Origin of the sequence: Shewanella oneidensis MR-1 (genome assembly GCF_000146165.2) — a bacterium.
Taxonomy (GTDB): Bacteria; Pseudomonadota; Gammaproteobacteria; order Enterobacterales; family Shewanellaceae; genus Shewanella; species Shewanella oneidensis.
Genome location: NC_004347.2, coordinates 3,318,978 through 3,343,185 on the forward strand (window position 1 = coordinate 3,318,978; position 24,208 = coordinate 3,343,185).

Annotated in this window: 22 protein-coding genes; 3 read left to right on the plus strand and 19 right to left on the minus strand. The window is 40.0% G+C overall.

Annotated features, from left to right (window positions below):
* The 15 genes from SO_RS14830 to rfaH all read right to left on the minus strand — a co-directional run bounded on the left by SO_RS14830 (nt 1) and on the right by rfaH (nt 16,265).
* A complete protein-coding gene (locus SO_RS14830; RefSeq protein ID WP_011073068.1) occupies nt 1-897 on the minus strand; it encodes a glycosyltransferase family 2 protein in 897 nt (298 codons plus the stop codon).
* Nucleotides 884-2,389: an oligosaccharide flippase family protein gene (locus tag SO_RS14835; protein ID WP_011073069.1), complete on the minus strand. Its 1,506-nt coding sequence runs from the start codon at nt 2,387-2,389 to the stop codon at nt 884-886. Before SO_RS14835 ends, SO_RS14830 begins: the two co-directional genes overlap by 14 nt.
* A 20-nt stretch (nt 2,390-2,409) precedes the next feature.
* Nucleotides 2,410-2,838, minus strand: coding sequence for a GNAT family N-acetyltransferase (locus tag SO_RS14840; protein WP_011073070.1), 429 nt, complete (start codon nt 2,836-2,838; stop codon nt 2,410-2,412).
* Nucleotides 2,819-3,769, minus strand: coding sequence for a DegT/DnrJ/EryC1/StrS family aminotransferase (locus SO_RS14845; protein WP_011073071.1), 951 nt, complete (start codon nt 3,767-3,769; stop codon nt 2,819-2,821). Before SO_RS14845 ends, SO_RS14840 begins: the two co-directional genes overlap by 20 nt.
* A 6-nt stretch (nt 3,770-3,775) precedes the next feature.
* Nucleotides 3,776-4,498 carry a WbqC family protein gene (locus tag SO_RS14850; RefSeq protein ID WP_011073072.1) on the minus strand — a complete coding sequence of 241 codons (723 nt, stop codon included), beginning with the start codon at nt 4,496-4,498 and terminating at the stop codon, nt 3,776-3,778.
* Nucleotides 4,498-5,574, minus strand: coding sequence for a DegT/DnrJ/EryC1/StrS aminotransferase family protein (locus SO_RS14855; protein WP_011073073.1), 1,077 nt, complete (start codon nt 5,572-5,574; stop codon nt 4,498-4,500). The genes SO_RS14850 and SO_RS14855 overlap by 1 nt, the downstream gene beginning before the upstream one ends.
* A complete protein-coding gene (rfbA, locus tag SO_RS14860; RefSeq protein ID WP_011073074.1) occupies nt 5,571-6,485 on the minus strand; it encodes a glucose-1-phosphate thymidylyltransferase RfbA in 915 nt (304 codons plus the stop codon). The genes SO_RS14855 and rfbA overlap by 4 nt, the downstream gene beginning before the upstream one ends.
* Before the next feature lie 3 nt (nt 6,486-6,488).
* Nucleotides 6,489-6,725, minus strand: a complete 237-nt coding sequence (locus tag SO_RS23255) for a four helix bundle protein (protein WP_274544484.1) — start codon at nt 6,723-6,725, stop codon at nt 6,489-6,491.
* 214 nt (nt 6,726-6,939) lie between these two features.
* Complete coding sequence (locus SO_RS14870; RefSeq protein ID WP_011073075.1) at nt 6,940-8,067, minus strand: dTDP-glucose 4,6-dehydratase; 1,128 nt, start codon at nt 8,065-8,067, stop codon at nt 6,940-6,942.
* Between the two features lie 2 nt (nt 8,068-8,069).
* Nucleotides 8,070-9,092: an NAD-dependent epimerase/dehydratase family protein gene (locus tag SO_RS14875; RefSeq protein WP_011073076.1), complete on the minus strand. Its 1,023-nt coding sequence runs from the start codon at nt 9,090-9,092 to the stop codon at nt 8,070-8,072.
* 86 nt (nt 9,093-9,178) lie between these two features.
* Nucleotides 9,179-10,459 carry a Vi polysaccharide biosynthesis UDP-N-acetylglucosamine C-6 dehydrogenase TviB gene (tviB, locus tag SO_RS14880; RefSeq protein ID WP_011073077.1) on the minus strand — a complete coding sequence of 427 codons (1,281 nt, stop codon included), beginning with the start codon at nt 10,457-10,459 and terminating at the stop codon, nt 9,179-9,181.
* Nucleotides 10,460-10,635: 176 nt separating this feature from the next.
* Nucleotides 10,636-11,625 carry a Wzz/FepE/Etk N-terminal domain-containing protein gene (locus tag SO_RS14885; protein ID WP_011073078.1) on the minus strand — a complete coding sequence of 330 codons (990 nt, stop codon included), beginning with the start codon at nt 11,623-11,625 and terminating at the stop codon, nt 10,636-10,638.
* Nucleotides 11,626-11,804: 179 nt separating this feature from the next.
* The gene (locus SO_RS14890; protein WP_011073079.1) at nt 11,805-12,158 is read right to left on the minus strand and encodes a four helix bundle protein; all 354 of its coding nucleotides are present in this window, start codon (nt 12,156-12,158) and stop codon (nt 11,805-11,807) included.
* 172 nt (nt 12,159-12,330) lie between these two features.
* Nucleotides 12,331-15,096 (minus strand): SLBB domain-containing protein, encoded by a 2,766-nt coding sequence (locus SO_RS14895; RefSeq protein ID WP_011073080.1) that lies wholly within the window; start codon nt 15,094-15,096, stop codon nt 12,331-12,333.
* 668 nt (nt 15,097-15,764) lie between these two features.
* Entirely contained in the window at nt 15,765-16,265 is a 501-nt protein-coding gene (gene rfaH / locus SO_RS14900; protein ID WP_011073081.1) for a transcription/translation regulatory transformer protein RfaH, read from the minus strand.
* A gap of 474 nt (nt 16,266-16,739) precedes the next feature.
* On the opposite strand from rfaH, the gene SO_RS14905 reads away from it, so the two are divergent.
* Nucleotides 16,740-18,242 carry a peptide MFS transporter gene (locus SO_RS14905; RefSeq protein WP_011073082.1) on the plus strand — a complete coding sequence of 501 codons (1,503 nt, stop codon included), beginning with the start codon at nt 16,740-16,742 and terminating at the stop codon, nt 18,240-18,242.
* 316 nt (nt 18,243-18,558) lie between these two features.
* Here SO_RS14905 and SO_RS14910 read toward each other — a convergent pair whose 3' ends face one another.
* Nucleotides 18,559-19,662, minus strand: a complete 1,104-nt coding sequence (locus tag SO_RS14910) for a response regulator (RefSeq protein WP_011073083.1) — start codon at nt 19,660-19,662, stop codon at nt 18,559-18,561.
* Nucleotides 19,663-19,782: 120 nt separating this feature from the next.
* Nucleotides 19,783-20,568 (minus strand): MlaA family lipoprotein, encoded by a 786-nt coding sequence (locus SO_RS14915; RefSeq protein ID WP_011073084.1) that lies wholly within the window; start codon nt 20,566-20,568, stop codon nt 19,783-19,785.
* Nucleotides 20,569-20,786: 218 nt separating this feature from the next.
* Between SO_RS14915 and SO_RS14920 the strand changes: the two genes are divergently transcribed.
* On the plus strand, nt 20,787-22,625 hold the full coding sequence (locus SO_RS14920) for a hypothetical protein (RefSeq protein ID WP_011073085.1): 1,839 nt from the start codon (nt 20,787-20,789) through the stop codon (nt 22,623-22,625).
* A 14-nt stretch (nt 22,626-22,639) separates the two neighbouring features.
* Nucleotides 22,640-22,948: an EscU/YscU/HrcU family type III secretion system export apparatus switch protein gene (locus SO_RS14925; RefSeq protein ID WP_011073086.1), complete on the plus strand. Its 309-nt coding sequence runs from the start codon at nt 22,640-22,642 to the stop codon at nt 22,946-22,948.
* Nucleotides 22,949-23,168: 220 nt separating this feature from the next.
* Here SO_RS14925 and SO_RS14930 read toward each other — a convergent pair whose 3' ends face one another.
* Together SO_RS14930 and SO_RS14935 are read right to left on the minus strand one after the other, a co-directional pair.
* On the minus strand, nt 23,169-23,567 hold the full coding sequence (locus SO_RS14930; RefSeq protein ID WP_011073087.1) for a DUF2802 domain-containing protein: 399 nt from the start codon (nt 23,565-23,567) through the stop codon (nt 23,169-23,171).
* A gap of 145 nt (nt 23,568-23,712) precedes the next feature.
* Nucleotides 23,713-24,207 (minus strand): chemotaxis protein CheW, encoded by a 495-nt coding sequence (locus SO_RS14935; RefSeq protein WP_011073088.1) that lies wholly within the window; start codon nt 24,205-24,207, stop codon nt 23,713-23,715.
* Nucleotide 24,208: the final 1 nt, after the last annotated feature.

The following is a 24,208-nucleotide window of genomic DNA, read 5'->3' on the forward strand; positions in this document are numbered from 1 at the left end:
CTACTTCGGCAATCTAAGCATTTTTATGAATTCGTAATCTTTATATAATTTCCAAGGAGTAAAGAAACTAAAGCTTTTAAGGTAAACTTTAAGAAATAATGAAAGCTCTGTATACCTTCGATTTTTGAATGCCATTAAAAGTAGCAACAGTACCGATTGATTAATCTCATTTGATAACTTGGGATATTTAGACAAGAAATATAAAAAAGACGAGTTTAAGGCTTCTTTTACCCTAAAATCATTTTTCGCAATTCCTATACCAGCTCTATATACACCCAAAGGTTCAGAACTTATAAAACAAGCTTGCCCATCACCAATTTGTTCAACATTTGCAAAATAATCAAGCATCGGAAAATCTGGTCTTTGAAAATTCATTGTTTCAGCACGGTACATTTTTGAACTATTCATACCAATAGTAATAAATTTTAAAATATCCGCTCTTGTGAAACACAATTGTCTAAAATTGTTTAAATCCAACAAATCTTCCTTAATATTTGAACCATAACTAACATACATTCTATGCCAGGATATATTGCAATTAGGATTTCTTTCCATAAAATCTACTTGTGATCGTAGCTTATTAGGCAACATGTAATCATCACCATCAACATGAGCAACAAACTTGCCTCTTGCACTACCATGTACAGCGTTAAAATTGACAGCCGCACCAACATTTCTACTATGAAATATTGGTTTTATTACATGAGGGTATTTTCTTTGAAAATCCTCAACAATTCTTCTAGTGCCGTCTGTCGAAAAATCATCACCAACTATTATCTCAAATTCAAAATTTGTAATTTGATCTATCAGGCTTTGTAAGCATTGTTCTATATATTCAACTTGATTATAAGTAACAACACAAACCGTAGCCTTGATATCTGCATCATTCGAGGTCATTTTTTACCCTTGACATTATAAAGTTCCTGGCATTTGAAGAAGCTAGTAATGCCACAACAAAACCAATGAATGCAAAAGAGATGGTATACACTAAATTATGAAATTTGGTTATTAAATCTACTGAGGTCAATGAAACTAAGTAGCAAACCATTAATGTTGGTAATGCAATACTCAATACATCTCTTAATAACCATATAATATGTAAACCTTTAAACAATTTTTGATGGACGTAGCTAACCCAAAAAAAGAACATAAATGCATTTAGGAGTAACCATACCCAAGCTGCACCGATACCACCATAATTAGATGCAGCAAAATAAATCGATGGCATTAATATTACGAATATTAAAATGTTGCCCAAAAAATGATATTTTAAACTACCTATCGCATATTGCAGATAAAATGGAAATGCGGCCAAGACAAGAAAACCATTTCCGATTGCATAAAGTTGTAAGATTGGTGATGCTTTTTCAGCAATTAATACATCCCCTGTCCATGCGATCAACAGCGGCTTTGCAGAAAAAACAAAAGTTGTAGTTACTGGTATTGCTATTACAGTTACGACTTGTGTTGCTTTTCGATAAATATCTAGCATTTCATCTTTTTTATCTTCAGCATATAATTTTACCATTCGGGGCATTAAAGCATTACTTATGGGCCCACTAGCAACCATAATCGCACTTGCAACTAGAACTGCAAGCGTGAAGTAACCATATTCTGCTAATGGTAAGAGGCCAGACAGTAATAACTTATCTGTTTGAGTAACAAATACCCAAACAGAAGAAGTGAAAGCAATAGTCAAGGCAAAGCTAAGAATCGATCTTATGGGTTCAAACGACCAACCTATATCTTCAGTAAAATCTTTTCGACGTGGGATAATCTTTTCTGCTTTAAAAAATAAAATAATAAATTCTAAAATTGCTACTGCAAGTTGATGTACGAAAAACACGTAAGCAGTAAAACCAAATATATACATACTTACGAAAACACCGATAAACCTAATTGTTGCAATTATAGCGTTAAACGAACTAAGCCAGACAATGGACTCAGAACCAGTGATTACACCTCGATATACCCCCCCCATCCATCGAAAAGCTACACTTATTGCCATAATTTGAACACAAATTTGTACAATATTATCGTCTAATTCATTAAAATTTAGCCATTTATTTGTAATTAAATCAGAGAGATAAAATAAACAAAGCCCACCAATTAAGGCAATTATAAGAAAAATGGCACTAAGTGCTCGATATAGCTGCTTAAATTTCAGCTTGGATAATACTCCACTTTGAAATCTCGATGTTTCTCTAGCAATTGTCGGAGTTAAACCGAGATCTAGTAGTGAAAACCAAGCTTGCAAAAGTGTGAAGAATCCAATCAATCCGTATGCCTCAGCTCCCATAAATTTGATGTACAACGGGAGAATAACGATGCCGATGAGTGTCACATAAGCTTGACTAAAATAACTAGCTACTATATTTTGACGTAACATTTGAGTATCTTATTTTAAGATTAAAATTCTTTTTGCAAGAAAATTGAATTTTCAGTTGAATCAATTATGATGTAATTTAATTTAAGATACATTGAGAGCGCCCCCTCATTAGTCTTATATACCTCAAGTCTAATTGTTTTAAAACCATTGTCTCTGACTGTAGATTCCATATCGAGAATAAGTTTTTTGGCAAAACCTTTTCCTCTGTATTCAGGGTCTACTGCTAGCATCGATAAATAGGCCTGCAACTGTATCCGATCTGACATGTAGACAGCACATAAACCAATTAAAATTTCTTTGTCTAGTTCTACGAAAAGTACAGCTTTATCATTTAACTTACAAGCATATTCAGTTAAATTAACCTTTGAGCTCAATCGAGGTTGAAACTCATTATCTACTTTTTCTAATAGCTCTTTAATTAAAGAGGGATTAATTTCTATTTTGTTCATTTGAAAAGAATTCTTTTATTTTTTCACATATGTACACAACTTCACTTATTTTCGTGTCTTGGTGAACCGGTAGATTCAGAATCTCATTTGAAATTAAAAGTGAATTTGGGAATTCATTTTCTGTAATTTGCGGGATCAATCTGTAGTACAGTGCGACTGTTGGCACATCTTTTTCCAGTAAGTAAAAATAAAGTTTCTCTCTTAATCCATTTTTTACTCTTATAGCAAATGTCTGCGGTATATCTGTACTTTCTAACTTAAAAAGCACATCAATGTTTTTATCGGTTGCGAGATGTTCTTCGTAAGCTAAATAATTACGGTGCCTTATAGTAGCTATTTTTTTGAAATCTGAACTTGCAAATTTTTCTAGTGCATCAAAATCTATTTTGTCATTTATGTCTAGAACAGGATTAGGTAATGAAGTATTGTTTATTTTTAACATTCCACCTGTCGAGGTTGCTAAATATTTATGTAATGAATAAAAGCTGTAATCACCGTAATTACCAATTTTACTGTTATCAGCGTTTATATAGAAAGCGTGCGCACAGTCTTCGACCAAAATAGCATTGAGTTTTTCACATATGGTACGAATTGAGTCCATATCAACTCTAGAAAACCCAAAATAATGAATCACAAGCACAACATCAATATCATTACTCTTTAATTTATTATTAAAATCACTGATATCAACCTGTAAATTATCGGTAACCCTATAAAATACTACGTCAGCTCCATTTTTTATAACCGCATCAAAAACACCAGAGCCTTCTTTCTCATTAATACCAATATACGCCGGTAAAAGTAAAGTTAATTTTTTATTTTTATAAACACTAAGTGCATCTAGCGTTTTAAACCAAGAGGTTCTGGCATTTTTTGTAAATAAATATGAATATTTACAGTTAGACACATCTGAAGCTGACTTGGTGATCATTTCAAACTATTCCTCGATTAATTTTTTTAGTGAACCCTTAGATAACATTTCAATAATTTTTTCTGGGCTATTAAACATCATCACATCAACTATCGACAGGCCAGGTTCAAAAACATCATCAAACTGCTTGTATTCCTCAATAGGTTGATTTATAAAAAACAGGTCAATGTTATTTTTTTTATATTTATTTACATTAAAAAAACTCTCTCCACCAGCAGCATTTACATAGCTATTCACACCTAGAGCCTTACAAATATTTAATGCCCATTCATCCGCAGCCTTGGGCTCTTCAATATCTAAATTCATTTCAGAAAAAACTTTAAAAGTCTTTTCTAGGCCGAGATATTCACAGACTTTTTCAAGTGCAACTTTATTCAGCGTTACAATACTTTTAGTATCAGTTTTCAATACATCAGTTACCAGTTCAACTACTTTATTGTAGAATGGGGCTCTTTTTTTATATATCTCTAACTGTGATATAATTTTTTCTCGCCAATCACTACTATCATCAATAGTCATGTCTTTAATATTTGTACTCAAATCTGCTTTATTAAGCGGGACCTTGATGTAAACACTACCACCTGTTAATTTCCCAATTCTATTTCTTTCTATCCACCCTTTTCTCATAAACTGAGGTGTATCAAAAATAATGAATGAATCAGATTGCATTATTAAACTAAAGTAACCGATATAAGGAAAAAAATAAGGCTGCATTATTGCAATTTTCATCAGTAGATCTCTTTGATAGTTGCTGTTATTTTTAGTACGTCTTCTTTTGTCATGTACATATGTAGTGGTAGGCACAGTGCATTTTCAGCAATATAATTACTCACAGGGCAGTTAAAGCTTTTCACTCTAAGATAAGCTTTATCCAATGAAGGGTAAAAATATCTACGGAATTGAATATTGTTCGCTTTCAATTGCTCGCCAATTTTTAACCTTTCAACTTCTGTTGAAGGCAAAATTGGCATATATGCTCCGTTATAATTTGAATCTCTATGCCACAATGGTAGTTCAATAACATTACTTAATTCTTTTCTGTAAATTTCAAAGAGATTTGAACGGTGGCAAATAATGTCATCAATACTTTCTAGCAAACATAGACCAACAGCGGCTTGATACTCATTTAGTTTGGCATTTATTCCCGGAGTACCAAGTGTACCATCATTTTGAATACCAAAATTTATCAGACTTTTTGCTTCATCAAAGTGATTTCTATCTTTAAAAATAACAGCTCCACCTTCAACAGTATGAAATACTTTTGTCGCATGAAAGCTTAAAGTACTTGCATCACCAAAACTTAGAACAGACTTATTTCCAACTTTTATTCCAAATGCATGTGCAGCATCATACATTATTTTTTTATTATATTTCTTTGCAATTTCATCAATTTTTTGCACGTCACACGGATTACCATATACATGTGTAGCCAGTAAAGAGTCATAAGAATCATTCGATTTCCAATTCTTTTCTAACTCCTCAGGGCAAATATTGAGTGAAGACCTTTCAATGTCGCTGTACGCAAGATCTATTCCTTGCCAAAGGAGCGAAGAAGACGTTGCTACGAATGAAAATGGCGTTGTAATCGTTTGTTTGACATTGAATACTTTGGCAGCTAATTGAATGGCCAACGTTCCATTACTTACCAGAAGCAGATTACTTACACCTAAATACTCTTCCAGCTTTTCTGTTAGTTCATTATGTAGTGGTCCGAAATTTGTGTACCAACCAGTATCGTGAACGCGCTCTAGGTAGCTATTCAATTTTTGTAAATTTGGCGCAACAGGCTTATTTAACAAAATCATTTTTTAATCTCGACTAAACCTAATAAATATTGTCCATAACTATTCTTAGACATTTCATTTGCAACTTTAAGTATTTGCTCATTACTTAGCCAATGATTACGCCATGCAATTTCCTCTAAACAAGCTATCTTATAGCCCTGTCTTTTTTCGATCGTTTCAACAAATGATGCGGCTTCTAACAGACTCTCATAGGTACCAGTATCTAACCAAGCAAAACCACGACCTAGTAGCTCAACATTTAACTTCCCCATTTCAAGATAGGCTTGATTAATACTGGTGATTTCTAACTCACCGCGCTCTGAGGGTTTGACATTTTTAGCGATATTCACAACTCGGTTATCGTAAAAATATAGGCCTGTAACCGCAAAATTAGATTTAGGTTTTAGGGGTTTTTCTTCAATCGAAATAGCTTTTAGATCTTGATCGAATTCCACCACACCAAAACGTTCAGGATCTTTAACTTGATAACCAAATACAGATGCACCGGTCGGTCTTGCGGCGGCTTTTTTGAGTATTGGTGAAAAACCTTGGCCCCAAAAGATATTATCTCCAAGTGCTAAACACACATTATCATTGCCGATAAACTCTTCACCGATAATAAAAGCTTGCGCTAAGCCATCTGGTGTTACTTGAACTGCATATTGCAAACTGATACCAAAGTCACTACCGTCACCGAGAAGACGTTGAAAAGAAGATTGATCCTCTGGCGTAGTAATAATCAGAATATCTCGGATACCTGCAAGCATTAGTACTGAAATAGGGTAGTAAATCATTGGCTTGTCGTAGACAGGCAATAATTGCTTAGATACGCCTTTAGTAATGGGATATAAACGCGTACCAGAGCCACCAGCGAGAATAATACCCTTGGTATTATGAGTTTTAAGTGTTGAGTGTTGAGTGTTTAATTCCATTTTTTACTTCTTTTGATTCTGCTGTGCAGTTTTCACAATGCTTGTAAGAATTTTAATTAGTTCTTCACTCTGAACTAATAGACTTTTAATGTGTTCATCTTGTGAGTTTAGATAGTCCGTTGCACATAGAAGACGCAACCAATAGTAAGTTTCTCTTGACTCTTTACTGGCAATAGCCATTTTTGCAATAAAATCAGCGTGGCTTTGAGCAGCTTGAGCTTCATTAATATTAGCGCCAATTGATGTACCACTTCACAATAATTGCTTAGAAAGCACAAGTTCCCTGTGCGTGTTTACTAAATACTGCTGTAATTTAACAATGCGAATGGCGGACTGAAAAGCTTTGTTGAGTATATTATTTTACTCATTTTTCGCGCCTAATTATTAAGCAATATTAAATGCTGAGTGATTAATGCTTAGTGATGCATTCACACTCACCATTCACAACTCACCACTAAAGTTCGCCTAAGCGCTCACGCTGATAAGTTCCATCTTGAACATGCTGGCACCATTCTTGGTTTGCTAAATACCATTCGACGGTTTTACGTAGACCCGTTTCAAAAGTCTCTTGTGGCTGCCAATCAAGCTCAGCACTCATTTTTGTTGCATCAATGGCATATCGGCGATCATGGCCAGGTCTATCTGCGACATAGGCAATTTGCTCAGCATAAGGCGTGTTTTTAGGCACTAATGAATCTAAGATGCTGCAAATAGTTTGTACTACTTCTAAGTTCCGCTTTTCGTTATGCCCACCAATATTATATGTTTCTCCAACTTTTCCCTCAGTAACAACTTTAAAAAGTGCGCGAGCATGGTCTTCGACATATAGCCAATCACGAATCTGATCGCCCTTACCATAAATAGGTAATGGCTTGCCTTCGAGTGCATTCAGGATAACCAATGGAATCAACTTTTCAGGAAAGTGATAAGGACCATAGTTATTGGAGCAGTTGGTTACAATCGTCGGGAAACCATAGGTACGTAGCCATGCGCGTACTAGGTGGTCGCTTGAAGCTTTAGAGGCTGAATAGGGACTGCTAGGCGTATAAGGTGTGGTCTCAGTAAAAAGAGGCAATGTTGAGTGTTGAATGTTAAGTGTTGAGTGGTCTTTACATTCATCATTCAACATTGAGCATTCAACATTGATTTCATCTGGGTGTGGTAAATCACCATACACTTCATCTGTAGATATATGGTGGAAACGGAAAGCTGATTTACGCTCAGTATTAAGTTGCATCCAGTAATGGCGTGCAGCTTCAAGTAGCGTGTAAGTACCCACAATATTCGTTTGAATAAAATCTGCTGAGCCGGTAATTGAGCGATCAACATGAGACTCTGCAGCAAGGTGCATAACAGCATCCGGTTGATGCAGTGAAAACACTCGTTCAAGCTCAGTACGATCACAAATATCTACTTTTTCGAATGTGTAGCGCGGACTATCAGCAACGCTAGTAAGTGATTCTAAGTTGCCGGCGTAGGTAAGTTTGTCTACGTTAACCACGCAGTCTTGGGTATTCCCAATGATATGGCGTACGACTGCAGAACCAATAAAGCCCGCCCCACCAGTTACTAAAATTTTCATAATTATGCCAAAAACTCCTTGTACCAAGGCATCGCTTCTGAGATACCTTCAAGTATCTTATGTGTATATTGATAACCTAGTCTAGTAACGGCTTTACTTACATCAGCTTGTGAATGTCTCACATCCCCAGCTCTAAAATCACGATAGTTTGGGTTTTGATTAACATTAATGCCATTCGCATTTAATGAATCCTTTATAGCAAAGTAAAGATCATTCAAGGTTGTTCTATCACCAACTGCGACATTATAAACTTCATTTTTAGCTTCTGACGCTGCTGTTGCAGCTAATATGTTCATTTGTACTACGTTATCGATATAACAAAAATCTCGACTCGTTTCGCCATCCCCATTAATAAAAACGTCTTCCCCTTTTATCATAGAAGATGTCCACTTAGGAATTACGGCTGCATAGGCACCATTAGGATCTTGACGCCGACCAAACACATTAAAATATCTTAACCCTATCGTTTCAAATCCATAAGTACGAGCATATACACTAGCATAGAGCTCATTCACATATTTCGTTACAGCATAAGGAGAAAGCGGATTACCAATATTCTGTTCAACTTTGGGCAAAGCAGGATGATCACCATAAGTTGAACTGGAAGCAGCATAAGTAAAGCTTTTTACTTCAGCCTCTTTTGCAGCTTGAAGCATGTTAAGAAAGCCAGTGATATTTGCAGCATTAGTGGTAATTGGATCAGCGATTGAGCGTGGTACAGATCCCAGAGCAGCTTGATGAAGCACATAATCAACGCCATTTACTACAGCTTCACAAATAGCATAATCGCGAATATCTCCATTTATGAAGCTAAAACGCATCCATTGTTCTGATGTGACAAGTGATTGCACTTCGTCGAGATTATGTTGACGGCCAGTTGCAAAATTATCCAATCCAATAACAGTTTGATTTAATTTAAGCAATTGTTCTAATAAATTTGAACCGATAAAACCTGCAACACCTGTTATTAGCCAAGTTTTGGGAGAATTTAGCAGTTCTTGTTTAATTTGTTCGTAACGTGTCATGTGAAATCCAATCAGAAGCAAGATTAAGCTATAAGACCAAGGTACTCAGAATTTCAAATACCATTATCACTTTTCATTTTGGCTAACTATAAACGCATATCTACACTTTCTTTATTTAGCACGTATTTCAGGTCGTATAACACATGTTCTGGTTTACCTAATGCACGTATTGCCTCAGCGCCCATTGCACGAAACTCGTTATGGGAAACAGCTATAATAATCGCATCATAATGGTTCACTTTAGGTTGACCGCACAAAGTTAATCCATATTCTTGTTCTGCTTCATGGCTTTCACACCAAGGGTCAACAATATCCACATTAATATTGTATTCCTTAAGCTCACGGACAATATCCACTACTTTGGTGTTGCGTAGATCCGGGCAGTTTTCTTTAAAGGTCAAGCCCATCACAAGAACGTTTGCGCCTTCTACGTGAATACGCTTTTTAAGCATTTTCTTAACCAATTGAGACACCACATACTGGCCCATACCGTCGTTAAGGCGGCGACCGGCTAAGATCATCTCCGGGTGATAACCCACGCTTTGCGCTTTATGAGTTAAATAGTAAGGATCTACACCGATACAGTGGCCACCAACCAAGCCAGGACGAAATGGCAAAAAGTTCCACTTGGTGCCAGCTGCTTCAAGCACTTCAAGCGTATCTATACCAAGCTTGTTAAAGATGATAGATAGCTCATTAATCAGCGCAATATTGACATCTCGCTGAGTGTTTTCAATCACTTTAGCTGCTTCGGCCACCTTGATACTTGATGCCTTATGGGTGCCAGCTACAATAATAGATTTGTATAACTGGTCTACATATTCAGCTACTTCAGGCGTGGATCCACTAGTCACTTTTAAAATATTAGTGACACGATGCTCTTTATCACCAGGGTTAATACGCTCTGGCGAGTACCCCGCGAAAAAGTCCTGATTAAACTTAAGGCCTGATACCTGCTCTACAACCGGGATACATTCTTCTTCAGTCGCACCTGGGTAAACGGTAGATTCATAGATGATTACATCGCCGTGTTTGATGACTTTACCTAAGGTTTCTGAAGCTTTGATCAAGGGTGTTAAATCAGGCTGCTTATGCTCATCAATCGGCGTTGGAACAGTAACAATAAAGACATTACATTCTTTGAGCGCTTCTAGTGATGTTGTATAAACTAGTTTTTTTGCTTCAGCTAACTCAGTATCAGAACACTCTAACGTACTATCGTGGCCAGCACTGAGTTCATTGATTCGAGCTTGATTGATATCAAACCCAATTGTCAAACGCTGTTTACCAAATTCAACTGCTAGCGGCAATCCTACATAGCCTAAACCAATAATGCCAATTTTGGCATTTACTACATCAAACATCATTGCTAAATTCCTTAAACGATTAAAATTTTCACTTTTTCATCTCAGCCATCCAAACCAAGCTGAGACACTTTTTATCCATTTTGAGACAGCAGCATCTTCGCCATCCCTCGTAAACCCTAGGTTTTACTGCTTTTCTTCAAACTGTCCCAATAGGCCCTTAAAAATAAAAGCTGGTGCTAGACTCTAGACTCTAGATTCTGCTCTTTTCTCATAAAATGCCTTACCAGCACTAACATAACGCCTAACATGCCGCCGAGCATTGTGCCTAATGCACAAATTAATGCGCGTTTGGGCTTAGCTTTTTCTTCAGGCGCTAATGCAGGGTCAATAGTTTTAAATACGTATTCATCGCGCACTTCGGCAAACATAATGGTTTTTGCCTGCTCTTCAATCAATTTGTAAAGCACGGTTTTGATGTCGGCAACATTGGTTGAAGCGATTTGTTTATTTAAAAACTCAGTACTGCGGTGCGCTTCAGCAACGTCACGCTCCTTCATTACTTTATTAATATCTTGAATTAACCAAGTGACCCATTGCTGCGCAACTGTCGGGGATAAATGCTCAACTGATAAAGTCACCATACCGGTATCTTTGGCTTTATTGACCACAATCATTTTACTAAAGGCTTTATAGGCCTCTTGCATTGATGGCTCAGGTTTAAATGGCGCTTTAACTTCGCGCACCCAAGTATTAGTTTGTTCGTTAAATAGCTCAGGATCATAGATAAGTTTATCTGCATCTCTGTCCCATTTTTCTGCCGCCATTAAATCGGCAAGGATATTGTGCTTTTGAATAAACTCGCTGGTAAATTGGCGAGACTTTAATACTTGAATTGCCAATTCAGTTTTATCAGTACCACCTTTACCACCGAGATTTACACCTGCAAGGCTTGCTAAACCACCAAATTGAGAAGCTAACGCACTTAAACCACCGCCTTGTTCCTCAGATGCAGGCGCAAGCAGGGCTTCAGATTTATAGATATTCGGTTGCTTTATGGCAAAGACCACTGCACCAACGGCAAATAAAGCAGTAACAGCCAAAATAATCCATTTACCGCGCCAGATGACAGCAAAAAGCTCACGAAGATCGATTTCGTCGTCTTGCACTTGAGGAAATCTGGCGTCGGATTGGTATGTGTTTGGATTTTGAGTAATTTGTGTATTCATTGGTTCTTCAGATTCTAGATTCTAGTACGCTGCGCGGCGAGAGCGCTGCGCTTCTATAAGGGCAAAAGCTAAAAGCAGAGCGGGCTGAGCCCTTATAGAAAGAGCAGAGCGTCGCTTCGCGACTTCTAGATTCTAGAGCCTCGTAGTGGCGTTCTAGCCGCTGCGAAGCCGAGTTATTCTTAGCTTTTACTCTTACTTTGCTTTTGTTTGATAATTGCACCTAAGATTTTGGCTAATTCTTTTGCTTCTTGAACCATAAGTAACGCGGGTTCCTTTGCCAAATATCCAACTTCAATACCTATATAAAGTTGGGTGACTAGTTCTCCTAGAGAGCCTTTGGCATAGTACAAAAAGCGAATTTGATCTTTTAGTGTTTCACGCTCTTCACCCTCAGCAATATTTGAAGGGATAGATAATCCTGAACGGGTTATTTGATCTTTAAAACCCCAATTACTTACTGATTCTGTCACTTGATATATTTGACAAGATAATCTCGAAGCTCTTTTCCAAACATCCAGTTGTTCGAATCGCATGAGAGCTCCTTTCAGTCGCGAGAATCGAGGAAAACAGAGCGGTCTGCGCCCTGCTAGATTCTAGAGCCACATAGTGGCGTTCTAGCGCGAAGCGTCCTAGAGCAGCGTTTTTTGCTGCGTCCTAGAGTGAAGCGTTCTAGCAGCGGCGAAGCAGCGACCTATCATCTTCGTTTTACAAGCCTGCGATGGCTGAGATAGCGACAGCGGTGTTATAGATAATGCCTGTCACTTGCGTCCAAAGAGTTAGATTATCTTTATATTCGGTATCTAATGGCACAATCACAGTATCACCCGGTTGTAATTGTTCACCACTGCTAAACCAGCTTGAGCGTGATGGCATCAATACCGAACCATTTGCTTGAATAACGTAAGTTCGACCGGCATCAGCACGCTCTCTTGCACCGCCTGACATTGCTAGATACTGGTCTATCGTTAATCCGTCTTTAAATCTGTGGGTGGCGGGATGTTGAACTTCACCCATTACCGCAATTGTTTGCTTAGTTGAAGGGACATATAAAATGTCAGCATCTTCTAACTGCAAATCCGCCTGAGTAATACCGAGTGAAATTGCGGGTAAATCGACAACTAAACGGCCAACCGCTTTAATATTTTCAAGGTCAGCTAGCATTAATTGCGCATCGGCATAATTAACCACCGTACCATCCTTTGAAATCCCACGGGTAGCGATATCGCGACGCAGTTGGTCTGCCAGCTTTTTGATTTCAATCTGTTCTTGTTGACGCACAGATTCACGCACAAAGACTGCTGAAGGTAATGCAGCATAGTCGGTAAAACCACCCACTCGGGTGATTAAGTCGCTTAAAGTTTCACCACGGCGAATATTGTAACGACCAGGGAATTTAACCTCGCCTCTTACCTCAACCACTTTGGTCTCTTGCCAATCAGGCGTGGTCATCACGGTAAGAATATCTCTGCCGGATAACATTAAATTGGCACTTGAGTTATTTTGCAGTGCTAGAGCAAGGTCGATATTTTTGTGCTCAGTTTTTGAGCCTGAATTATCAACTACCGTTGATGTTAATTCGGCTCTGGTTGTGTAGGCGCCTTCTTTTAAGCCGCCTGCCGCAACAATTAAGTCATTAACTTTCGCACCAGAGGTTAGTGGATAAAGACCTGGTAAACGTACCTGACCATCGACTCCGACAACTTGAATCCCTGCCCCTGCTCGGCCCTGATTATTAAGCTTAACCATCACCGGATAGAGCAATTCTTGGCGTGCCATTTGATTACTCAGCTTGAGTAACTCTGCATCATCAAATAAATTCGCCAGCATTTTGTTGACGACACCTTTAACCACAGCAACATCTTCTGACTCGGTTTTGTCGGTTACAACAACACCAGCCAACTGTGTACGCTGGGTTAATCTGCTCTTATCAAGCTGGACAAATCCCGCTTTGAATAAATCAGAACTGATCAGCGTATTGGTATTTAAGGAAGTCACCTTCTCAACGCGCTGTTTAACTAACTTATTCAGCTCGAAACGATTTTGTACATCGTCAGAAAAATTAAACACGATGACTTTATCACGGGCTTTTAGCTCAATATCTTGGTCACTGTTTTTATTGCTAATCGCTTTACCCGGTGAAAACTGACGAACTTCAATATCACCATATTGGTTCACTTCGCGAACCACTAAGCCATAATCTAAATCAGCTGAAATGGCTAAATCACCCCAAATTGAGGGAAAAACATCACTGATTTTTTGCCCCGCAAACCATTGATATTTACCAGGGCGCACAACGGCACCGACTACAGTTACAGCACTTTCAAACTGCTCAGAAGCGTTTTTAACATGAATAACATCACCCGCCTTGGCCAATGTCATTTTGCCCTGTTCGCTAGTGAGGTCGACGTTGATGACTGTTTTTAACGATTTGCTGTTATAACGCTCGACTGAACTGCTTTTTGGATACGCGCCAGGATTTAACCCCGCAGCCATAGCAATAACATCAGCCATGGATTCATTATTTTTTAACTCATAAATGGCTGGGCGTCTTACTTCGCCAGAAACGCTAACGAGGCCACCAATTGAAGGAATAAAGACGACATCACCAGAACGTAAGCGTTGATCGCCTGATGCGTCACCTTTTAGCAGCAGGTCATATAAGTCCAAGGTGCCAACAAGCTTGCCATTACGTTTCAATTGCACATTACGCAGTGAGCCGATTTCGTTAACGCCACCTGCAACAAATAACGCTTGGGTGATAGTCGATAAGCTAGAAACGGTGTATGAACCAGGTTTGTAAGCATCACCCGCCACAAATATACGAATAGAGCGCAATTCACCCATGGTGATATTGGACTCAATTCCAATCATTTGTTGTTGAATACGCTGCGCCAGCGTTTCTCTTAACTCTGAAAACGTTAAACCATTTACAGGGATAGGGCCTAACTCAGGGAATTGAATCACTCCTTCGCGATTAATCACTAGGTCGTATTCTTTATTCTCTTTCCCATAAAGCTGTATTTTGATGTTATCGCCTGGACCAACAAGATATTCCCCAGGTACAGGCACATCAGACACTGGTGCAAATGTACTTGGCTCACCCGCAAACATTTCATAACCAAAACGACGAAGCTTGAGGTTGGAAGAATCCACAGAGAAATCTAATTCTGCCTTTTCTTTTTTATCGGTTGTTGCATCGGAGCGTTCAGATTGCATGTCACGCTCAGAAACAACCTGCGGATTTGCTATCTGCGGCTGTGCTTGACTACCGGAAATCATACTGGGATCAATTCCGTATTGTCTTGCTAAGCGCTGTTGTTCAGCTTTGGGTAATTGTTTGAATTGTTCAATCATCTGCGGAGAGGGCGTAACGGCTTGCGCCTGAGCGCCCATCAATATTGCAGCACTCATGCCTGCGAATATCGCGACTCGATTGGCCGCTTTGATGTATTTTTTAAGTTGTTGTAACACCAGATATCTCCGATTGGGTTAAAGATGAAAAACAATGATAAAGCAGTGCGGGCTACGCCCTTCTAGATTCTAGGTCCTAGAGCAGCGCTCTTTGCTGCGTTCTAGCAGTTGCAAAGCAACGTCCTTCTTTGCTTTCAGGCACGCTACCGCCCATAGATTGCGGCCTCTATATTGCCCTTCGCACAGCGAAAAATATATTTTTTCAAAAACTTAGCGATTACTGCTTGCGATAATGCGATTTAACTGTTGCTTTTCCGAAGTCCCAAACTGATCAGTTAAGCATCTTTAGTTTCGCTACCATCTTCAAAAAAGCTAAGACTGACTGACAGATTAAGCCCGCGAGTCTCATATTGCTACAGTGTAAAAAACAAGTAAAACTTTAGTTGCACACAACAATTTTACCACTTAAATCAGCCACAAAAATTGTACAGCTAAACCACTACGTCGTTTGTTTAAAAAATGTGCATACAAATTATGTTTAACTTTTTATGGTGCAAATTTAGTTTTGTGATACAACTCCAACACATGAATAAACATAAGATACTGAAATTTTTATACTTTTCATTTCAGGCTCACTATCGTTTGAAATGAAATAACTCAACCTATGGCAAATGTCTTACAAAACTCTAAGCTAAAGTCTTAATCAACATAGTGAAATAGTTCACAACTCACACTCGTTCCACAGACTGTTCTGGCACAGTTAAGATATTGATCTGTCCCATAATATTAAATAAAACGTGGCAACGTTTGTTTGGGCATTTCTCTTGAAAAATAGCTTCTAAGTCAGCAAACGGGCCGTCTTTGAAACGAATTTTTTCCCCTGTTTTTAGCTCTAACGGAGTATCTAAAACCGATTGGGAAGGGGTTAATTCTTTCATGCGAATAGCGTGAATAATGCGATCGTCTATGGGTGTCATTTTTTCCTGACAATTAACGATACGACTCACACCGCGAGTAGAGTGGACCTGCTTAACACTGGTTTGGCTTGGGTCAAAATTGATAAACAAGTAGTTTGGGAATAAAGGCACACGGCAGATCCGCTTCTGACCGCGTTGAGATTTTTCTTCAGAGACCATGGGTAAATACGTCTCTAAATTTTGAAGTGCTAAGTTCTGTTGTGCCCTCACTTCACTACGAGGTTTACAGTACAAAAGGTACCATGCCTTCATCTATTAATCTCACTACCCTATGTTAAGTGACGTCCATTCACGGCTCGCAATCATAACAAAGTAGTGAAGACAGATGGAAGCAGTTTTTTGGCCGCTAAAGCATAGCCGCTCGGTATCTAAACAAAGTCACAATATATTAGAAAAATCAATATTAATCGGCATTAGCGGCGAGTTGCAGATAATCTCACCAGTTAGCAAGTCAAAATTGACTTTAGTTACTTTTAAAGGGTATATAAGATGGGTTTTTAGCGAAAATATCCAATTTAACGCTTAAAATATTACTTTTATTATAAGAACGTAACAATAACTCATACTTAAATCGTAGCAATTCAACAATTTACCTTTGCCGTTAAGCTAGAGCTAAATCATGAATTGACTAAGGATAAATGAGCAGAGCAACAACCATTTTTCTGTGGTGACATCATCCTGTTTCAGGGGCGCCACAGGCAATCACGAGCTTAAGGTGGAAACTTCATGAGCGTAGCAAAACCACAAGGGACAATGCTTGGCCATCCCAAGGGGCTGTTCCTTCTGTTTACGACAGAACTCTGGGAACGTTTTAGTTATTATGCAATGCGTGCCATTTTGGTGCTGTATTTGGTGGACCAAGTTGGCAAGCAAGGCGGAGGGTTAGGTTGGACCCAAGCCGACGCGCTGTCACTCTATGGTACCTTCACGGCTTTAGTTTACTTAACTCCACTTATCGGTGGCTGGTTAGCTGATAATTTTCTGGGTCAACGTAAAGCTATCTATTTTGGCGGCGCTTTAATGGCAACAGGCCAGTTTATGCTAGCCGCACCGCATGCATGGTTTCCTGGTATTGAAACGACTGTTTTCTATATCGGCTTAGGAACACTGATTTTGGGTAACGGTTTATTCAAACCAAATATCTCTACTATGGTGGGTGATCTGTATGAGGAAGGTGACCATAGACGCGATGGTGCGTTTACCATCTTCTATATGGGGATTAACTTAGGAGCGGCATTATCTGGCTTCGTTGTTGCTTGGGCCTATACCAGCTTTGGTCATGCTGAAGTTATCAATGGTAAAGAAGTATTTATCAATAACTGGCAAGCAGGTTTCTTCTGTGCCGGGATTGGTATGCTACTTTCCTTGGTTATCCAGTTTTTGTTTGCACAAAAATTACTGGGTGATATTGGTACTGTGCCAGCGGCTAGGCTTGAGCGTGAGCGCCAAGCTAAATTAGGCAATGTTCGCAAAGAACCCCTTACGAAAGTTGAACGTGACCGTATTAAGGTCATCATGGTACTTGGTTTGTTTACCATCATCTTCTGGGCTGGTTTCGAACAAGCTGGCGGCTTAATGAATTTATTTACCAATGAATTCACTGACCGTTACATTGGCACATGGGAAGTACCAACAACTTACTTCCAATCACTTAACGCCATTTTCATTGTGTTATTTGCTCCTGTTGTTGCCTCTATTTGGATCCGTTTAGGTAAAAATGAACCTAACTCACCAGTTAAATTTGCTTTAGGTCTTGTGCTGTTAGCTATCGGTTTCCTCTTTATGATTGGTGCCGTTGTTGAAATGGGCGGTGATGCCTCCGCTAAATCAAGCATGTGGTGGTTAGTGGGTGCTTATTTCTTCCATACCATGGGGGAACTTTGCTTATCACCTATTGGCTTATCTATGGTAACTAAGCTAGCTCCGCTGCGTATTGCCTCTTTAATGATGGGAGCTTGGTTCCTATTCGTAGCTGCCGCAAACAAAATTGGTGGTGTGGTGGGTTCCTTTATCGGCCACGGCGGAGAAAAAGAAGAACAACTTGCTAATGCAATGGCAATTTTCTCTGGTATTGCGATTACCGCAGCTCTCTCAGGCGTTATTCTGTACTTTATGGCGGATAAATTAGTCGATTGGATGCACGGCGCGGAAAGCAAACATCATAACGAAGCTGAAGCGTTAGAAGCAGAAATTGCGGTAACTGCTGAACACGAAGCAATTAAACGATAGCGCTGCTAGAAGCTATGACGCAGCAAAAATTGCTGCTCTAGGGTGCTTCGCTGCTAGAGCTTTGCACTGTTAGAACGCTTCTACCATCCCGAATAATCCTATATTCGATAAAAACGCTGCAGAAATGCAGCGTTTTTTTATTGTGTCGCCATCTTTGCTTTTTGGAACTTGGCCTTAGGAGTTAGGCGCGAGGCCCTAGAATCTAGAATCTAGAATCTAGAAGTGGCGTTCTAGCAGCGCTTTTTGCTGCGCCCTAGAGGCCAAAGGCCGCCCTAGATTCTAGCGCCACGTAGTGGCGTCCTAGCATCTTATCTTCTTATAAACTCAATTGTATAAAACCACCTGCAGGTAAATGCGGGTTATAAGCTAATCCTTTAAATTGATTATCCAATAACAGCTGCTTATGTTCCGGCTCATTGGTGGCAATGCAAAGCTGTTCCTGTGGCAAGATAGTGCGAAACTGAACACTCGGTTTGCCCCAGTCCAATAGACCTAGCTGCAAACTATCCGACAGTGCTAATGGGCTCAGGCCTTCATCATTACGTAAGTAACATCTAAGCCCCTTCCCTGCTTGGGCAATCGCAGCGCGATAACGCGTTAACTCAATCGCGACATAAACAATATCCACTGTGATATCTAGACCAGACTTCACTAAACGTTCATTCAAGTAACTCAGCATATTGAATGGTTCGATAATGGTTTTACTCTGGCCACTACGGTAACTCTTAAGTTTTTGATTCACAAAACTGCGTAGCAATACACAGGCAAACGCTGCGCGGTTATCCTCGGGATAGAGGTGGGCCATATACATGATTAAGTAATCACTCCCCACCATCGTTGAATCAATAAAATAGCTACTGATATCACTACTTTTAAACAAGCTGTAATCGACTTTTGCGGCGGGATAACTGATATTTGAAGCAGGGAAAAGTTGCTGCTGAACTTGCTTCGCAGCTTCAACGCTCTGTTCTAATATGGTTAAGTTATCGCTCAGTTCCTGATGAGATAAGACATCAAGGTCGGTCTGCGAAATATCATCAAGCTGATGTCGTTGCAACCCTTGTTGAATAGCTTGCTCGATAATAAAAAGATCGGCGACGGGTTTGACTAAATAATCACAGGCGCCAATACGCAAAGCCTCAACAACATCGGCCATGACATTGTTACCCGAGATAACAATTGAAGGCACTAGCGGCTCTAACTTGCTCATTTCCTTAAGCATATCTAAGCCACCCAGCTTTGGCATGCTCAAATCAGCAAGAATAATGTCAAAACGTTGCTGCTTGAAATGAATAAGGCCCTGCTCACCATCACCAGCCTGCACTACTTGTGCGCCGCGGCCGCTTAGAAAGGTGGCAACAATTTGCCTAAATACCGGGTCGTCTTCAACCCACAGAATTGAAACATCATTTAACGCCATAAAGATTCCCGCATAACGTTTACTGCAACAGCAAATATTCAATCATGACATGGGAAGAATCATTTAATACGGCATGGGCTTGGCTGCATATTACTCCTGCAGCCAAGTTAGCGCATGAGCTTACTCGAGTTCTTGCATGTATTGATCGAGTAACTCATCATCTTCTTGTTTTTGAGGAACATTGCCATCATAGACCTTATAGTCCATGTGTTGTATGTACGCATCTTTCACGAAGGCATAGGGATCGAGCGCATTATCAACAAGCCTTTCTTGGTCAATCGCCGAGGCTCTAGCATGCAAGCTTTTGAGACCCCATTTAAGTACGGATTGCCACATTGTGAGTTCAGATAAGGGAAAGTATAGACCATCAACCCAATCTGACGCGAGTTCACGCACGATATAAGGACCTGCAAATGGCGCCATAAAATAAGGCCCATTGGGGACACCGTAATAGCCTAATACTTCGTTAAACTCGTCTTGTTTACGTGTCATCCCCATCATGTCTGCCACATCAATAACACCAAGCAAGCCTATGGTTGTGTTAACCGTAAAACGGCCTCCAGCATTAGCAGCCCATCCCCATTTGCCTTGTAACAGGTTGTTTACCACACTACTGGGTTCTTCTAAATTTTGTAAAAAATTATTAACCCCCATCTTGGCTGGCAACGGAATGTAATCGTTATAACCATGAGCGACGGGACGATATAGATATCTATCTAAATACAGATAGTTAAAATCCCACATCACACGGTTAAATCCTTCAAAGGGGTCTCTTGGGTCTTCGTAAGTAATTTTTACAGCTGAAGCAGTGTCCTTTGGAGTGGTATCGGGTACAGCAACCTCTGCACCATAAACCTTGGGCAGTAATGCACATCCTAAAAGTACCCCTATCCATTTCAACTTCATATTGCTCTCTTAAATAAATGTACTGCCTAGTTAACGAGTTTTCGTTAAAGTGACCATAAACAAGTGACGATAAAAGATCAGTCTTCTGAGTCATACACTGAGTATGACAGAAAAATGCCTCCGCCTTTACAAAGCGCATAAGCATACTTGGCAAAACAGTTTGGTCAATTGTTAATTTTTAAATAACGTACCGAAAGATATTCCAACAAGGGTCTAATATGGAGTCAATTCCACCTAGTCAGATTACCAACGCACAATTAATCACCTCTGGGCCACCAAACAGTGACCTAAGTGCTAACGCGCGCCCTATTCCCGTGGAAGTAAAGCTTACTCCTGAAGGCGATAGTATTATTCTAAATGGTACAGAATATAATTTAAAGCTTGCTAATGCTCAGCAACGACAGGCGTTAATCATTGCTACCCAATATTTAGTCAATCCAGTACCAAATCAAGCAAGTGAATCGAGTGCAATCCCCCCCTCTCAACTCATTACCTTAGGCAATACTATTAGCCTTAAGCTTCCTGAAGCCATCGTATTGCTTGCAAAACAAAATGGGATTTCTGAAGCAAAGCTATTTGCCCTCGCAGGTCGCCCACAGGGATATCCACTTCCGAATGTCATTGTTACTGCAAAAGAATTCCAATTTGCTAATGGAACCGTCGTACAACAAGATCCGGGAACGCGGCTCAACTCGGGTGAATATCAAGCAAAAATAGCCTTATCACAAGGGAAAGCTATTTTAGTGTTGACCCCAATACTGAGCAAACTCGAAATTCAAATCGGCGCCCCAATAAATGAAACTCAACTTCCCATTATTGATAAAAAAACAGCCGATGTCGTTATCACTAAAATGGAGCCCGTTCAAATAATTGCGAGTTTTTTGCGAAAACTTGAAGGCCTAGTCCCCCAAGCGGATAATTCTGCAGCCAAATTAAATACGGCTGCCACGCAAGGAGGATCAACTTCAGACCTAAAAATGCCCCATACTCAAACGGCTTCTGTTGCCAATGAGGTTGCTAGTGTAAAAAGCTCACCATCAAATCTTCATCTTGCCTCAAGTTTACAACCCAGTACTGAACCAAAGCTGACTGCTGCAGTGCAAACAGCAACTCTTAGCAATAAGTTTCCAGAGATTAATCTCCAAACAACGCCTCCTGAGCTCAACACACAAGCGAAGGACGCAATAAGTTCAGATAAACATAACAAGCCAAACGAGGCTAATATATCTGTAAATCAAGTACTTCAAAAAGCCTTTACCAAAGCAGGTGCTCTGCCAACAGAACAAATGCAATCCCGTACTAGCGCGAATTTAGCCGCAGAACTTTTAAAACATTTACCCAATTTGAGCCCACATCCATTAGGCCAATTAAGCGATCCTAGTGAATTAAAAGACAGTATCCTTGGGCTAGCGACCTTAAATCTTTCAACTCCGCAGCAGAGTCAGGCTTCAACGCTGCTAAATGCAGGTGCAATTACATCGTTATTTCAACTGCTATTAGGATTTAGGGCAAATATGACTAACAGTAAAATGAGTGCAAAATTAGCCGATTACTTAGAACAACTCCAAACCAAAATCGGATTATCTCAGCACCAGCTGGGTCAATTTAGCAAAGCGGGCGGCTTAGAAAGCATGGGGCAACTCGCGTCAAGTCTGCAGCTTTATCAGCAGGCTAGTAGTGAAAATAATGGCAATTTAGTATGGTTTTTTGCCCTTCCCTATGGGATCAATCAACGACATGAACAATTAGAAGGTAAATTTGAGCGGGAAGCGGATAGCGATGGACAACAGAACCACAAGGGCTGGAATTTACAATTGAAATTTAATCTTGCACAGGGCCCCTTACTGATATCGGCGCGTTTTCACCAACAAGTATTAGATATTCAATTCAAAGGTGACAGCCGGCCATTGCTCAATCGAGTCGACAACTTTCTTGCTCCACTCGGGCAAAAATTATCGCAATTGGGATTTACACCGGGAGAGCTGTCGACACAACTAGCGCCTGTACCAGCAACCTTACTCCCTGGCGATCATTTCCTAGTGAAAACAATAGCATAATTAAGAGTCTACCTATGGCAGAAGAATACAAAACCCAGCAAGCAGTCGCCTTAAGTTATGACGGAAAGCATGCACCTAAAGTAGTTGCATCCGGCGAAGGGCTGGTCGCTGACGAAATTATCGCCCTAGCTAAAGCCTCTGGCGTATATATTCATCAAGATCCGCACCTGAGTAACTTTCTTCGATTGCTTGAATTAGGTGAAGAAATTCCAAGAGAGCTATACCTGCTTATCGCCGAATTAATCGCATTTGTGTATATGTTGGATGGTAAATTTCCGGAGCAGTGGAACAATATGCATAAGAAGATTGTTGATAAGGCTTAGAGGAAAAGTTGATAGATTCTAGGTAATAGGTCAACGGAACGCTCACCCGCAAAACGCTGTGCCCACAGTAAAAACGTTGACGGAACGCTGCACTTCTAGGATCTCGATTCTGGAGCGCCCTAAAGCCAAGCAGTAGTTTCCTATTGCAGCGTTTTTTTGCTGCTTTCTAGAGATGGAAGGCCGTCTTAGATTCGTGCGACCAAAGGCAGTTGTAACATGACTATTTACGGTGCAAACGAATTAACAACTCAGCTTCAGCTTTAGGTAACTCACACTCTTTAATTAATTCATCCACACCTGCACCTAAGGCCACCATCTTCATCGCTCGCGTATAAAGTTTTGCCTGAGGATCCTGTTGGGTCGACTCTTCGATACGTTCAGATTGTTGATGTAAGCGTTTTTCCAGCTCAATCACACGGCGCCCCATACCAATAGTACCGCTGCGAAGCTCCTGCATCTCCCGCTTAAAAGTCTCGCGCTGACGATCGCCTTCTTTGACTAACACGGTTAACGCTTCAACTCTACTGCGCAACTTACTTAATTGTTTTTGAAGGTAAAGCACTAAACCTAAACACGCAATCACATAAACCAAGGCTGCGATTAAAAATTCATCGCCCATTAATCATCCTTACGCATCACAATAAGCTGAAATCAACAGCGGCTCATCCGGCGACCAATAAAAAGAGTAAACAAAGACTAAATGAACCGTTTGCATTATCAACAGCAAAGCGACAGATAAGCTATCTGTCGCCAATAATAAAAACTTAGAGCTGATTTAACTCTGCCCATTCTTCATCGGATAATAGTTTGTCTAAATCGACAAGGATCAACAGCTCGTTATCACGGTTACTGACGCCTTGAATAAACTTAGCACTCTCTTCTGTACCGACGTTAGGCGCATTATCAATTTCAGAGCGGCGTAAATAGACCACTTCAGCAACGCTATCAACCAAAATACCAATGACTTGTTTTTCAGCTTCAATGATCACAATACGTGTCGAATCATCAACTTCTGCTGATTGCAGTCCGAAACGTGAGCGGGTATCGATGACTGTCACCACATTACCGCGCAAATTGATAATCCCTAAAACATAGTGTGGGGCACCAGGTACAGGGGCTATTTCGGTGTAACGCAGCACTTCTTGTACTTGCATGACATTGATACCATAAGTTTCGTTGTCTAACTTAAAGGTAACCCATTGCAGTACTGCATCATCTTTACTTGCAGCCACGGCTGCGACATTTCTTGTATCTTTCATG